We start from the raw sequence: 14,218 nt of genomic DNA, 5'->3' as shown, positions 1-14,218 counted from the left end.
GGAACAGCATTGCATTTGACCGGTAGACAGATGGGCGTGAACAGAGCTCATGCCAGCGCAGGGCGACAGGCAATGGCGCAGTGGAGTGCAGTAGATTATGGGTTTTGAACAGCAGGATTTTAGCGGCTCTGAGAAAGAGCAAGGCCCAAGCTGGCAACGCAAGCATTGGCCGATTGATGACACCGACGAGCTGAACAGCGCGCTCGATCCGACGAAAATGGGCATCGAGATCAAGGCAGCGGCGGCAAAATCCGGCAAATCCATGTCCGACGCCGAGGTCGCCGAAGCGGCCGAAAAATCGATTCGCGCGATGATGCTGATCCGTACCTATCGGGTGCGCGGTCATCTCGGCGCCAATCTGGACCCGCTTGGCCTTTCCAAGCTGGAAGAGCCGGCCGATCTGACTCCCGAATTTCACGGCTTTACCGCAGACGAAATGGACAAGCCGATTTATCTGGGCGGGGTATTGGGGTTTGAAACCGCCTCCGTGCGCGAAATCGAAGCGGTTCTGCGCGCCAATTATTGCGGACCGGTCGGTCTGGAATATATGCATATCGCCGATATCGAGGAACGCCGTTTCCTGCAGCAACGGATGGAAGGCAAGGATGCAGAAATCCACTTCACGCCGGAAGGCAAGAAGGCGATCCTCAACAAGGTGATCGAGGGCGAGGAATATGAAAATTTCCTCGGCAAGAAATATGTCGGGACCAAGCGTTTCGGTCTCGATGGCGGCGAATCGATGCTGCCGGCGCTGGAAAATGTCATCAAATATGGTGGCCAGTCCGGCGTGCGCGACATTGTCTATGGCATGGCCCATCGCGGCCGCCTGAATATTCTCGCCAATGTGATGGCCAAGCCGTACAAGGTGATCTTCCACGAATTTCACGGTGGCTCTGCCAATCCGGACGATGTCGGCGGTTCGGGCGATGTGAAATATCATCTGGGTACCAGCACCGACCGCGAATTTGACGGCATCAACGTGCACATGAGCCTCGTGCCCAATCCGTCGCATCTCGAAGCGGTGGACCCGGTGGTGCTCGGCAAGGTCCGGGCGCAGCAGGTGGCGCGCGACGATCTGGAAAAGCATGACCAAGTGCTTCCCGTGCTGATCCACGGCGATGCCGCCTTTGCCGGTCAGGGCATTGTCTGGGAGTGTCTCGGCTTCTCCGGCATCCGCGGCTATAATACCGGCGGCTGCATCCATTTCGTGATCAACAACCAGATCGGCTTCACCACCAGCCCGCAATTCGCGCGCTCCTCGCCTTATCCGTCGGATGTGGCCAAGGGCGTGCAGGCGCCGATTTTCCACGTCAACGGCGACGATCCGGAGGCGGTGACCTTTGCCTGCAAGATTGCGATCGAATTCCGCCAGCGCTTTGGCCGGGATATTGTCATCGACATGTGGTGCTATCGCCGCTTCGGCCATAATGAAGGTGACGAACCGAGTTTCACCCAGCCGATCATGTATGCCGCGATCAAGAAACATCCCAAGGTCAGCAAGCTGTACGAAGCGCGGCTGATCGAGGAAGGGATCATTGACGCGGACTGGGGCGATGCCACCCGCAAGGCTTTTGCCGACCATCTCGAAACCGAATTCCAGGCCGCCGCTGATTATAAAGCCGACAAGGCCGACTGGTTTGGCGGCCGCTGGCAGGGGCTGCATATTCCTGCCGATCCGGAAACCGCGCGGCGTAACGTGGAAACGGCGATCGATCCGAAACTGTTCGACAGCCTCGGCCGGACGCTGACCACCGTCCCCGAAGGGCTGCAGATTCACAAGACTCTGGGCCGGGTTCTCGACGCCAAGGCGAAGATGTTCGAAAGCGGCGCAAATTTCGACTGGGCGACCGGCGAAGCGCTGGCTTACGGGTCTCTGGTGGCGGAAGGTTATAATGTGCGCCTGTCCGGACAGGACAGCGGGCGCGGGACCTTTTCCCAGCGTCACGCGGTCTGGGTCGACCAGAAGACGGAAGAGAAATATGTGCCGCTGAGCACGGTGCGGCACGGCCGCTTCGAAGTGCTCGACAGCCCCTTGAGCGAATATGGCGTGCTCGGCTTTGAATATGGCTATGCCGGTGCCGATCCGAAAACCCTGGTGCTCTGGGAAGCGCAATTCGGCGATTTCGCCAACGGCGCGCAGATCATGATTGACCAGTTCGTCGCCTCGGGCGAAGCGAAATGGCTGCGGGCCAACGGTCTGGTGATGCTGCTGCCCCATGGTTATGAAGGCCAGGGTCCGGAACATAGTTCGGCGCGGCTCGAGCGCTTCCTGCAATTGTGCGCGCAGGATAATATCCAGGTCGCGAATATCACCACGCCGGCCAATTATTTCCATGTCCTGCGCCGCCAGATGCTGCGTAGCTTCCGCAAGCCTTTGATCATCATGACGCCGAAATCGCTGCTGCGGCACAAGATGGCCGTGTCAAAGGCGGAAGATTTCCAGGGCGACCATCATTTCATGCGGATATTGTCCGACACCAATCCGCCGGCCGACAAGGACGTGAAGCGGCTGGTATTATGTTCGGGCAAGGTTGCCTATGACCTGATCGAGGCGCGCGACGCAGCGGGCGACAAGAATACCGCGATCGTCCGGATCGAGCAGCTTTATCCGTTCCCCGGTGAGCCGCTGGTGGTGCGTCTGAAACGGATGACCAATCTCGAGACCCTTGTCTGGGCGCAGGAAGAGCCGAAGAATAACGGCAGCTGGCATTTTGTCCGCTCCTATCTGGAAGACTGTCTGGAGCAGGCTGCTGTCGGCCCGGTCAAACCGGTCTATGCCGGACGTTCCGCTTCGGCTTCGCCGGCAACCGGCCTGGCCTCGCGGCACAAGCAACAGCAGGAGCGGCTGATTGCCGAAGCCCTGGGCCATGGTGGCGAATAGGGGACGCGGTCCCGATTGATAGACGACGCGGCGACGGGGGACGGGCTCCCGGCCTCGCAGAAGCAGGATGAAAGCAGAGTAGAAATTATGGCTACAGAAGTAACAGTCCCGGTATTGGGCGAATCGATCACCGAAGCCACTCTGGGCGAATGGTTGAAACAGCCGGGCGATGCGGTTGCGGCTGATGAGCCGATCGCCAGTCTGGAAACCGACAAGGTGGCGCTGGAAGTCCCGGCGCCGGAAGCCGGTGTGATGGGCGCGCACCAGGTCGAAGTCGGCGATACGGTCGAGGTTGGCGCGGTCATCGCGACGATCGAGGCAGGCGGCGGTGCTGCGACGGCGGCGAAGGCCGCTCCGGCTCCGGCCAAGAGCGAGGCGAAGGCGGAGGAATCCGATGCTTCGATCACCCTGTCACCGTCGGTCCGGCGGCTGGTCCTCGAACATGGTGTTGATCCCGGCCAGATCACCGGCACCGGCAAGGACGGCCGGCTGACCAAGGCGGATGTCGAACAATATGTGAAATCCGGCGCACAGCAGGCGCCGAAGGCCGAAACCAGCAGCGCTAGTGCGGGTCAGGCTCCGGCAACGCCATCGCAGGGCGGCAACCGCAACGAGGAACGCGTGCGCATGACCCGGCTCCGCCAGACCGTGGCTCGGCGGCTGAAAGAGGCGCAGGATACAGCGGCCTTGCTGACTACGTTCAACGATGTCGACATGACCGCGGTGATGGAGACGCGCAGCAAGTACAAGGATCTGTTTGCCAAGAAACATGACGTGAAGCTCGGCTTCATGGGCTTTTTCGTGAAGGCGGCCTGCATGGCGCTGAAGGACGTGCCCTCGGTCAATGCGCAAATCGACGGCGAGGAAATCGTCTATCATGACTATGCCGATATTTCGGTCGCGGTCAGCGCGCCCAACGGGCTGGTTGTTCCGGTCATCCGCAACGCCGAAGCGATGAGCTTTGCCGATGTCGAGAATACGATCGGCGACTTCGGCAAGCGGGCCAAGGACGGTACCCTGACCATGGCCGATATGCAGGGCGGTACCTTTACCATTTCCAATGGCGGGGTGTTCGGTTCGCTGATGTCGACGCCGATCATCAATCCGCCGCAGTCCGCGGTACTCGGTCTGCACCGGATCGAACAGCGTCCGGTCGTCATGCCGGACGGTTCGATCGAGGCGCGGCCTATGATGTATCTGGCGCTCAGCTATGACCATCGCCTGATCGACGGGCGCGAAGCGGTGACTTTCCTGGTGCGGATCAAGGAAGCGATCGAGGATCCGGCGCGGCTTTTGATTGATCTATAAAAAGGTAAACCATTGCCCGTCATCCTGAACTTGTTTCAGGATCTCGGGAGGTCCTGAAACAAGTTCAGGATGACGGAATGAGAGACAGAATATGACCGACAATTTCGACTATGATCTTCTGGTAATCGGCTCCGGCCCCGGCGGCTATGTTGCTGCGATCCGCGCCGCGCAGCTCGGTCTGAAGACCGGTTGCATCGAGAGCCGCGAGACACTGGGTGGCACCTGCCTCAATGTCGGCTGCATCCCGTCCAAGGCGATGCTGCATGCCTCGGAACTCTATCACGAAGCCCATAGCGGCGCGCTGGAGAAATTTGGCGTCAAGCTGACCGGCGCCAAGCTCGATCTCAAGCAGATGCACGCCGAAAAAACCACGGCGGTCAAGGAACTGACGGGCGGCATCGCGATGCTGTTCAAGAAGAACAAGGTCGACTGGATCAAGGGCCGTGGCGCATTTGAAGACGCCAATACCGTCAAGGTCGGTGACAAAAGCTATACCGCCAAAAATATCCTGATCGCCACCGGCTCTTCGGTCACCCCGTTGCCGGGCGTCGAGATCGACAATGGCAAGCATGTCGTGGTCGATTCGACCGGCGCTCTCGATCTGCCCAAGGTACCCGGCCATATGGTCGTGATCGGCGGTGGCGTGATCGGGCTGGAACTGGGCAGCGTATGGCTGCGGCTCGGTGCGAAAGTCACGGTGGTGGAATATCTCGACCAGATCCTGCCCGGCATGGATGGCGCCATCCGCAAGGATGCCGCACGCATTTTCAAGAAACAGGGCTTTGATATCAAGACCGGCACCAAGGTCACCGGCTGCTCGGTCAAGGGCAAGAAGGCGACGCTCACCATGGAACCGGCCAAGGGCGGTGACAGCGAGACGCTGGAAGCCGATGTCGTGCTGGTGGCGATTGGCCGCAAGCCGAATATCGACGGGCTCGCGCTGGAAAATAGCGGCGTCGAAACCAACGACCGCGGCCAGATCGAGGTCGGTCACGATTTCCAGACCAAGGTTCCCGGCGTCTATGCGATCGGCGACGTGACGCCCGGCCCGATGCTCGCGCACAAGGCCGAGGACGAAGGCATTGCCGCGGCGGAATTTATCGCCGGACAGCAGGGTATCGTCAATCACGACCTGATCCCCGGCGTCGTCTACACCTATCCCGAAATTGCCAGCATCGGCAAAACCGAGGAAGAAGTGAAGGACAGCGGCACCGAATATAAGGTCGGCAAGTTCATCTTCGCCGCCAACAGCCGCGCCAAGACCAACCGCGACACCGAAGGCTATGTGAAGGTCATCGCGGACGCGAAGACCGACCGTGTGCTGGGCTGTCACATCATCTCGTCGCTCGCCGGCACGATGATCGCGCAGGTGACGCAGGCGATGGAATTCGGCGCGACCAGCGAGGATATCGCCTATACCTGCCACGCCCATCCGACGCACAGCGAGGCGATCAAGGAAGCGGCGATGGCGGTGCAGGGCAAGCCGATCCATATGTAGCGTCCGCGCTCCGCACTTGATGTGGAACCCGGTCAGCAGTAGCATCTCTCCCCAAAGGGTCACGGCTTCCCGCCCGGAACCCGGGGGGAGAGACTATGGCGATTGCATCACTGACCACCGAAGCCACAGCGACGGAGATCGCGGCCGATATTGCTGGCGGCAAACTTTCGGCGCTGGAGGCGACGGAAGCGGCTATCGCCCGTATTGAAGCACTGGATGGTCCGATCAACGCGGTGGTTGTGCGCGATTTTGATGCCGCGCGTGCTGCCGCCAAAAGGCTGGACAATGAAGGACCACAAGCGGGCCAGCCGCTTTTCGGCGTGCCGATGACGGTCAAGGAAAGCTTCAACCTCGCCGGCCATCCCTCGACCTGGGGTCTGGAGCATGCGCGTGACAATATCGCGCAATCCGATGCGACCGTTGTCCAGCGGCTCAAGCGGGCGGGCGCCGTCATCGTCGGCAAGACCAATGTCCCGCCAGACCTTGCCGACTGGCAGTCGAACAATCCGGTCTACGGCCGCACCAACAATCCGCATGACCTCGACCGCACTCCGGGCGGCTCCTCCGGCGGCGCAGCGGCCGCGGTCAGCGCGGGGATGCTGCCCTGTGAATTCGGATCCGATATTGGCGGGTCGATTCGCGTGCCGGCGCATTATTGCGGCATCTGGGGGCACAAGCCGACCTTCGATGTCATCAGCCTGGAGGGTCATGGCTATCCCGGTACCGACTCCGCGCGACCGGCGCTGTCAGTGTGCGGTCCGCTGGCCCGCTCGGCGGAGGATCTGGCGACCTTGCTGGAGGTTACGCTCGACCATCCGCTGCAGCGGCGGGATGTCGCGATCAGGGGCGGTCGTTTTCTGCTGATCGATGAGCAGCCGACGGTCGGATGTTCGCGCGGCTATCGCGCCGAACTGGACCGGGTCGCCGGCCGGATCGAGGATGCCGGGGGCCAGGTCGAGCGGCGGTGCACATTGATTCCCGATCTCGAGGCAGCCCATGACGGCTATCTCAAGATGCTCAACATTGCGATGGCCGGTGGCCTTCCGGCACCCGATGGCACGCAAGCCACGGTGCGCGACTGGTTTGACCTTTGCGATATTCAGGCGCGTGTCTATCGCCAATGGCGCGACCTGTTCGGCACATTTGATTTTGTGCTGGCTCCGGTGAGCGCAACCCCGGCCTTTCCGCATCATGACGGGCAGATTTTCCAGGGGGATATTGCGATTGACGGCGAAAATCTTCCCGCCAGCCCGCAGCTTGCCTGGGCGGGACTGGTGACCTTCCCCGGCCTTCCGGCAACCGTGCTGCCTGTTGGCACCGTCGACGGCCTGCCCGTCGGCATGCAGGTGATCGGTGACAAGTTTCAGGACTATCAAACAATCGATGGTGCGCGACAGATCGGGGCCCTATTGGCCAGTTAGCCATTTTGCAGAAAGGCCGGGGCGACGATATGAAACATCATAAACTCATGCGCTGGCATGTCTGGCTGGGCTGGCTGATCGGGGTGCCGATCATCATCTGGACCGCCAGCGGCTTGCTGATGGTGGTGCAACCGATAGAGACCGTGCGCGGCACCCATTTGCGCAGCGCGACGCCGGTGCTCGATGCCATCAGGCCGGTGCCACCGATGCTGGACGGGCGGCAGGCGAAGAGCCTGACCCTGCAGCAGAACAGCGCCGGTCCCTTTTGGGTGATTGCCTATGCCGACGGCGGCAGGCGTCGGGCGGACGCAGAAACTGGCGTCTTGCTGCCGCCGGTATGGGGTGCCGAAGCTAACAGGCTAGCGAGCGCGGCCCGGGCCGGGGAAGCGGCGATCCGGTCGGTTACCCTGTTTGCTGCCGACCAGGCGCCGATGGAACAACGCAGCGGACGGCCCTCGTGGCAGGTTGTATTCGACGATGACGCGCGCTTTTACATCGATGCGGACACGGGCGAGACCCTGGCCGTAAGGACGCGGTTCTGGCGGGCCTTCGATTTCATGTGGGGCCTGCATATCATGGACCTGCAGACGCGCGAAGACACCAGTCACCCGATATTGATCGGTTCGGCGGTACTGGCGCTGCTCGGATCGATTCTCGGATTTGTCCTGCTGTTCACCCGTCGCAGACGAAGGAAAAGGGCATGAATTCCGGTTTTCTCTACAGCGCGCTGGGCTGGCTCGACCTGTTCGGGATTGCGGTCTTTGCCATATCCGGAGCGCTGGTCGCGGCGCGCAACCGGCAGACGCTGGTGACTTTCGGCTTTTTTGCGCTGGTTACCGGTGTCGGCGGCGGTACCGTGCGTGATCTGCTGATCGGCGCGCCGGTCTTCTGGGTGCAGGATGCCCGCGTACCGATATTATGTCTGGGGATTGCCTTGCTGATATGGGTAACACCGGTCAAATTCTGGCGACCGGCGGCGGTCGACTGGTTCGACGCGATCGGTCTGGCGGCGTATTCGGTGTTCGGAGCCGCCAAGGCGATGCAACTGGGGATTGATCCCGTCCCCGCCGCGATCATGGGCATTATCACCGCCAGCGTCGGCGGCGTGATCCGCGATCTGATTGCCGGCGAGCCCTCGATCATCATCCGGCCCGAGCTTTATGTGACCGCCGGGGCGCTCGCGGCGTCGGTATTCGTGCTGCTGGTCCAGATCGGTGTGCAGGGATTCATCGCCGCGCTGATCGCCTTTGCCGCAGGTTTTTCCCTCCGCGCGCTGGCCATTGTCAAGGGACTGTCGCTGCCGGCCTATCGCGGAGCGGAAGACAGGGAATAGCCCAGCAGCCGGTCGAACCAGCTGGCCGACGCGCTGGCGTTCCGGTGCACGCCGGTTCCGCATTCGAGGCACAATGCCTGGACATCCTCGCGGGCCAGCAAGCCCTGCGCAGTCGCCAGCGCTTCGCCGGCGATTGCCTTCTGGCGCTGCGCGGCCCAGCCGATGACCCCAGTGACCGGCGCAGATTGCTGCCGGACCAGGGGCAGGACTTCAAACGGCAGCCAGGAGATTCTGCTCTGTGGATCGAGATATTGCGGGTGATAGGAGCCTTGAGCGAGGCCCGCGCGCTCGGCCGCCTCGGCCAGTGCCTCGGTCATGCCGCCAAAGCTGTCGACCAGGCCCAGTTGCCGGGCGGTGCCGCCGTCCCAGACGCGGCCCTGTCCGATCGTATCGACCTCTTGTGCTGTCTTGCCGCGCGCTGCTGCGACCAGTTTGATGAAGTCGCCATAGCTGTCTTCGACACCGGCCTGCAGAATCACATCAAGATCGTCGCTGAATCCCCCGACAAAATCGGGCTCGCCAGACAGCGGCGTGGTCTGGACGCCGTCGGCCGTGATCCCCCATTTCGCAAGCGCCTTTTCAAAGCTCGGCAGAACCGCGAACACGCCGATGGACCCCGTGATCGTGTCGGGCTCGGCAAAAATATGGTCGCCGGCGGTTGCGATCCAATAGCCGCCGCTGGCCGCGACATCGCCCATCGAGACGATGACCGGCAGGTTCTTCTTCTTTGCCTCCAGCAGGGCCAGACGAATTTCTTCGCTGGCGAAGGCCGAGCCGCCGGGTGAATCCACACGGACCACCAGCGCCTTGATGTCTTCTTCTTCCAAGGCGCTGTAGATGAGCTCGGCAATCCGGCCGCTGGCGGCCATGCCGGGACCCGTCTTGCCGCCGACAATCTCTCCGGCAACGGTGATCACGCCAATCGCGGAGCCGTCCGTCCCGACCGGATGGGCGGCGACAAAGTCGTCATAGTCGATCGCGTTGAACCGGTCCGGCGTGGCCGTTTCGTCCAGCCCCACCTTTTCGGCGACAAAGCGGTCAAAGGCGGTCTTGTCGCCCAGTTTATCGACCAGTTTCTGTTGCATGGCGACCGCAGCATAGTCGCCACCGGCGGCAGCGATGACCGTCGCGGGATCTTCGGCAAAGCCTTTGACCATGGCTTGGGGCCGCGATTTCCTGATGTCGGCAAGCCAGCCCTGCCAAAGCACGTCGTAAAGCGCCTGCGATGCCTCGCGGGAGGCGGGCGACTGGTCGGCGCGCATATAGGGTTCGACGGCGCTCTTGTAGGTGCCGACGCGATAGATATTGGCGGTCACGCCGAGCCGGTCGATCAGGCCTTTGTAATAGAGCCGGTTGCCGCCGGGGCCGGCAAAGATGATTCCGCCCATCGGATCCATCCAGATTTCCGTGGCATGGGCTGCAAGCTGGTAGCTGTCATCGCTGTAGAAATTGGCAAATGCGTAGACCGGCTTGCCCGCCTTTTTGGCGCGGGCGAGCGATTCGCCGATATCGGTCAGACTGGTCTGGCCGCCGCCGGCGAAGCTGCTGAGGTCCAGAACAATGGCTTTGACGCGGTCATCCTCCGCGCTGGCATCAATCGCACGGACGACATCGCGCAAGCGATATTCGCGCGGGCTGTTGCCGGCGCCCGCCAGGAAATCCTCGAAGGTCGGCGCTGCCGGCTCTTCGACAATCACGCCATTCAGATCGAGCAGCAAGGCGCCGTCGCGGATCGCGCCACTATTGGGCTGGGCCGACAGCAGGGCATAAAGCGCGCCGAAAAACAGCAGCATGGCGATCAGGACCATAGCGTCCTTTATCGCGACCAGAAATTTCCACGCCGCTCGCGCAAATTGCATATTCATATCCCTGTTTTGACCGGATTCATCCCACTATATGGGATCGCGGCCCGATATTACCAGCGGATAAGCCGGGGCACCAGCAAACGCCCGCCAATTGCACATAATGCCACGGCCAGAGAATACCACAGGCCGACATAGAATATGCTGTTGAACGGGCAGTGCAGACTGTAGGCTGCGGCGCCGAGCGCGCCGGACGACATGCCGACCAGCCAGCCCGCCCGTTCCAGAGCCACCGGCGCGCCGCGGCGCAGCCAGAGCACCTGGGCCGCCGCGATGCCAAGACCGGCCAGCATGCTGACTCCCAGGCATTCCATGCCATAGCGCGGGACCAGTATCGCCATATCGTCGGGCCTCGCGATCACTGCCATGACCGCTGCCGTGGCCGGAAAGAGCAGGGCTGCGGCGAGAGCCCAGATCCAGCCCTTGAAGCTGTTGCCGACGGCCGGCTGGCTCATCGCGATGACGGCATAGCTGCTGGTCAGACCCAGCAGCAGCAGCACTCCGCCCCGTAGAAAGAACATCGGATGGGGCATGCCCATCAGAATATCCCCGCGAATTCCGGCGATCATGACAACCAGCGCCGCCACGATCGCGGCCATCGCCAGTGTAAGGGCAAAACCGTTGCGGTTTTTCAATGGTTTCACGGGCGTCAAATCTTCAACGAGACGATCTATCATCATGTCCGACATTATATATACTCTTCTACTGTCATTCTGATTCGACCATCGAGGAGAGCTTTTTCAGTCCCCGATGGATATTCACTTTGACCAATGATTCCGACTGGCCGGTCCTGGCCGAAGCCTCGATGATGCTGAGCCCTTCGATCTTGACCAGGCTGATCACCTCGGCCTGTTTCGGCGGGAGCATGTCGAGCAGGCGCGCGAGGCTAACCTTGGCGGTAACCGTTTCGTCCTGCGGATCGGCGACCATATCTTCATAGAGCTGGTCATGTTCGTGCCGGTATATCTTGCGCAGGCTGTCGATCCAGCGATAGCGGCCAATAGCGGCGAGCCATGGCAGAAAGGGCCTCGCCGGATCGTAGCTCGCCCGCTTGCGGTGCAGCGATATCAGCGTTTCCTGAACCAGATCATCGATCGCCGCCGGGTTGATCTTGCGCGCATAATAGCGCCGCAGCCATTTTTCGCATTCGGTCAGCAGGCTGGAATAGCAGAGCTTGTCGCCAGCCTGGGCCTTGGTCATCAGACGCCGGAATGTTTCTTCGCTGGCGATCATCGGTTCAGCCGAACTTGTGACCGGTCAGCCGGTCGACCGAAAACAGGCCGCCACCCCGCACGATCAATATGCCGGCCAGCGCCACCCAGAGAATATGCACCTGCCACCAGGGCTCGGGATAGACGAAAAACTGGATGACCAGAGTCATTACCAGCAATCCGGCGGCGCCGATTCGGGTAAACAGGCCGAGCACCACCAGGATGGGCAGAAAATGCTCTGCATAGGTCGCCAGCAGGCCGGTGATTTCCGGCCAGGGCATGCCATATTCCTCGCGAAACAGCAGAACCGTGGTATCGCTCACCTGCAGCCAGCTGTCCTCCTCGACCTTGGTCCGGGCGGAGCGCCAGAAAATGCCGGCGAGCGCCAAGCGGACGAACAGCAGGGCGATGCCCTCCGGCAGCGAACCGCTGACCAGCCGGATCATCTTCCTGACCATGGATTTCATATCAAATTCCCTCGACTGGTGTCAGCGCCCCGGCCTGGATCAGCTTGATAATGGGCTGCATCGCCGTGGCTTCATCCCCCAGTTCGAGCGCATAGGCCAAAAGGTTACCGATATTTGCGCACGCGGGAATTTTTTCCGCAATCGCTCGTTCGGTCGCGGTCAGCGGATGGAACAGGACCTGCGCTTCCGGCCGGGCGATCATCAGCGCATCGGGGTCCATGCCCGCCAGTTCGGGCAGTGCCGGCGACAGCGGCGCGGTCAGTCCGATCAGCCGCATCGCCGGATGGGCGGCCAGGGGAAAGGCTAGCAGGTCCGCTTCGCCGAGCGTGGCGATATCGGTCAGCGCCAGCGGCTGGGTATCGGCGCTGCGATAGCTTTCCAGCCAGGCCCATTCGATCCGGGCAAGATCGGTTTCCGCGCCGCGATATCCGCGCTCCTCTAGAAATTCGGGAAAGCCGGCGCCAATATGGTTGAGATCGCTGGCCATGACCGTCTGTTGCTCGACATAGGCACGCGAGAGGCCGAGAAAATCTTCATGGCCGATATGCTCGTGCAAGCGGGGATAGCAATCTTCCAGCGCCACCAGCCGGGCGTGGGAGATGGTGTTGGCATGGGCCTTCAGACCGAGCAGCGCGCGCGCCTTGTCCTCGGCGAACAGGTCATCGGGAAAATGCGCCGGGCCTTTTTGCAGGCAGGCGATGAATCGCGACTGGCTGTCAGCGAGCGAGGGCATGGCGCGGCTCCTCCGGCAGGGGGTCGGCCAATATGGTTTCGGCCTTGGCGACCTCTGCCATCAGCACATCATAGTCCGGAATGTCCGTGTCCCATTCGATCAGCGTCGGCTTCGGTCCGGCACGGGAGATGAAGCGGCGGTAGAGGTCCCAGGTGATATCGCTGACGATCGATCCATGATCGTCGATCAGCAGCGGTCCGCTGTCATGACTTTCCGTGGCATGGCCGGCGAGGTGGATTTCGCCGACGATTGCCGGATCGATCGCGTCGATATAGGCGGTCATGTCCAGCCCGACATTGGTTGCGGTCACCTCGACATTGTTGATGTCGAACAATAGCCCGCAGCCCGCTTGCCGGCAGAGCGTGTGGATGAAGTCGGTCTCGCTCATGCTGTCATCGCGATAGGACAGATAGCGCGACGGATTTTCGATCAGGATCGGGCGTTGCAGCCGGTCCTGCACCTTGCCGATCTCGCCGGCAAAATGATCGAGCGCTTCGCGCGTATAGGGAATGGGGAGCAGGTCGGGGTAGCGGTCATGGGCATTGCCGCTCCAGCTGAGGTGGTCGGAGACCATGGCGGGCTGATAGCGGTCGCAGAGCGCGGCCAGCTTTTCCAGGTCATCGCTGTTCAGCCCGCCGGCGCTGCCGAGCGACAGGCCGACGCTGTGAAAGCTCAGGGGATAGACCCCGGCGATGGCGGTGAGCCAGCGGTGCGCCGGTCCGCCATCGCCGAAGTAATTCTGTGGATGGACCTCCACCCAGGAGGGGCGTTTCGCTGGCGTCTTATCGTCCAGCACATGGCTGTAATGGACCGACTTGAGACCAATGCCGCCCGACGGGGGGAGGGAGTTCGGCATCGGGGTCACCGACGAAACATGAGGGGCAGGAATAGCGGCCATCCACGGAATTTAGCGGGTTCAGCCCTTTTTGGGAACCGGTTTCGCATTGCCCTTGTGCGCGGCCAGCGTACCGCCCATTTTGACGCAGCTGCCCTTGGCGACATATTTCCAGGCATCGCCCTGATAGTCGGCCGTCGAAGTGCCGGCGCAGCTCGTGCCCGGACCGGCCGCGCAGTCATTCTTGCCGGCGAGTGCGACGCCATAGCATTTTTCCTTCGCGCCGGCGGCCTGCGCGGCGGTGGCGGACAGGGACAGGGTGGCGGCGGCGGCGAGGGCGGCGGCTGCGGCGGTTGTTTTGACCAGAGTAGACATAGATTTTCCTCTTCTTGGAAAGGGGGAACAAGGCTGAACCCGCCCAATCGGGTTCATATTGCCATTCGGCCGGGGTCATGATCCGGTTACACAATGCCTCCGTAGCACTACGGATTGTTGGCGAAACGATTCGCAATGCCTTGGAAATCCAACAAAAACGCAAAGAAATATTTTCTGTCCTTTCCCTTGACGGCGGATGAATAGCCATTACATGGGCCCTGTTAGCACTCGAAAGGAGAGAGTGCTAATCCACACAAATTCTGCTCTGCCGACCGGCCATAGTGGCTGGTTCGA

The 14,218-nt window shown here is 61.5% G+C and carries 13 protein-coding genes; 6 read left to right on the top strand and 7 right to left on the bottom strand.

Going from position 1 to position 14,218, the window contains the following annotated elements; translation table 11 throughout:
- Positions 1-97: 97 nt before the first annotated feature.
- From SPHFLASMR4Y_RS10750 to SPHFLASMR4Y_RS10725, 6 genes are all read left to right on the top strand, one after another.
- Positions 98-2,881 (top strand): 2-oxoglutarate dehydrogenase E1 component, encoded by a 2,784-nt coding sequence (locus SPHFLASMR4Y_RS10750; protein ID WP_089133541.1) that lies wholly within the window; start codon positions 98-100, stop codon positions 2,879-2,881.
- 87 nt (positions 2,882-2,968) lie between these two features.
- Positions 2,969-4,189 carry a 2-oxoglutarate dehydrogenase complex dihydrolipoyllysine-residue succinyltransferase gene (odhB, locus tag SPHFLASMR4Y_RS10745; RefSeq protein ID WP_089133540.1) on the top strand — a complete coding sequence of 407 codons (1,221 nt, stop codon included), beginning with the start codon at positions 2,969-2,971 and terminating at the stop codon, positions 4,187-4,189.
- 91 nt (positions 4,190-4,280) lie between these two features.
- Positions 4,281-5,687 carry a dihydrolipoyl dehydrogenase gene (gene lpdA, locus SPHFLASMR4Y_RS10740; protein ID WP_089133539.1) on the top strand — a complete coding sequence of 469 codons (1,407 nt, stop codon included), beginning with the start codon at positions 4,281-4,283 and terminating at the stop codon, positions 5,685-5,687.
- A 95-nt stretch (positions 5,688-5,782) separates the two neighbouring features.
- The gene (locus tag SPHFLASMR4Y_RS10735; protein ID WP_089133538.1) at positions 5,783-7,108 is read left to right on the top strand and encodes an amidase family protein; all 1,326 of its coding nucleotides are present in this window, start codon (positions 5,783-5,785) and stop codon (positions 7,106-7,108) included.
- A 29-nt stretch (positions 7,109-7,137) separates the two neighbouring features.
- Positions 7,138-7,812, top strand: coding sequence for a PepSY domain-containing protein (locus tag SPHFLASMR4Y_RS10730; protein WP_089134832.1), 675 nt, complete (start codon positions 7,138-7,140; stop codon positions 7,810-7,812).
- Positions 7,809-8,441 carry a trimeric intracellular cation channel family protein gene (locus SPHFLASMR4Y_RS10725; protein WP_089133537.1) on the top strand — a complete coding sequence of 211 codons (633 nt, stop codon included), beginning with the start codon at positions 7,809-7,811 and terminating at the stop codon, positions 8,439-8,441. Before SPHFLASMR4Y_RS10730 ends, SPHFLASMR4Y_RS10725 begins: the two co-directional genes overlap by 4 nt.
- On the opposite strand, the gene sppA is transcribed toward SPHFLASMR4Y_RS10725, so the two are convergent.
- From sppA to SPHFLASMR4Y_RS10690, 7 genes are all read right to left on the bottom strand, one after another.
- The gene (gene sppA, locus SPHFLASMR4Y_RS10720; protein ID WP_089133536.1) at positions 8,414-10,300 is read right to left on the bottom strand and encodes a signal peptide peptidase SppA; all 1,887 of its coding nucleotides are present in this window, start codon (positions 10,298-10,300) and stop codon (positions 8,414-8,416) included. The two genes, SPHFLASMR4Y_RS10725 and sppA, sit on opposite strands and share 28 nt — an antisense overlap.
- A 56-nt stretch (positions 10,301-10,356) precedes the next feature.
- Positions 10,357-10,947, bottom strand: coding sequence for an NrsF family protein (locus SPHFLASMR4Y_RS10715; protein ID WP_186265917.1), 591 nt, complete (start codon positions 10,945-10,947; stop codon positions 10,357-10,359).
- Between the two features lie 64 nt (positions 10,948-11,011).
- A complete protein-coding gene (locus tag SPHFLASMR4Y_RS10710) occupies positions 11,012-11,536 on the bottom strand; it encodes a sigma-70 family RNA polymerase sigma factor (protein WP_089133534.1) in 525 nt (174 codons plus the stop codon).
- Positions 11,537-11,540: 4 nt separating this feature from the next.
- Entirely contained in the window at positions 11,541-11,981 is a 441-nt protein-coding gene (locus SPHFLASMR4Y_RS10705; RefSeq protein ID WP_089133533.1) for a DoxX family protein, read from the bottom strand.
- A gap of 1 nt (position 11,982) precedes the next feature.
- Positions 11,983-12,714 (bottom strand): putative DNA-binding domain-containing protein, encoded by a 732-nt coding sequence (locus SPHFLASMR4Y_RS10700; RefSeq protein ID WP_089133532.1) that lies wholly within the window; start codon positions 12,712-12,714, stop codon positions 11,983-11,985.
- Positions 12,698-13,570, bottom strand: a complete 873-nt coding sequence (locus SPHFLASMR4Y_RS10695) for a DUF692 family multinuclear iron-containing protein (protein WP_089133531.1) — start codon at positions 13,568-13,570, stop codon at positions 12,698-12,700. The genes SPHFLASMR4Y_RS10700 and SPHFLASMR4Y_RS10695 overlap by 17 nt, the downstream gene beginning before the upstream one ends.
- 60 nt (positions 13,571-13,630) lie before the next feature.
- Positions 13,631-13,924, bottom strand: a complete 294-nt coding sequence (locus SPHFLASMR4Y_RS10690) for a DUF2282 domain-containing protein (protein ID WP_089133530.1) — start codon at positions 13,922-13,924, stop codon at positions 13,631-13,633.
- Between the last annotated feature and the right edge of the window lie 294 nt (positions 13,925-14,218).

The sequence above is a fragment of the Sphingorhabdus sp. SMR4y genome (genome assembly GCF_002218195.1).
In the GTDB taxonomy this organism is placed as follows: Bacteria; Pseudomonadota; Alphaproteobacteria; order Sphingomonadales; family Sphingomonadaceae; genus Parasphingorhabdus.
Note: the sequence above shows the minus strand (reverse complement) of the source record. Positions and strands in the feature narration are given on the sequence as shown.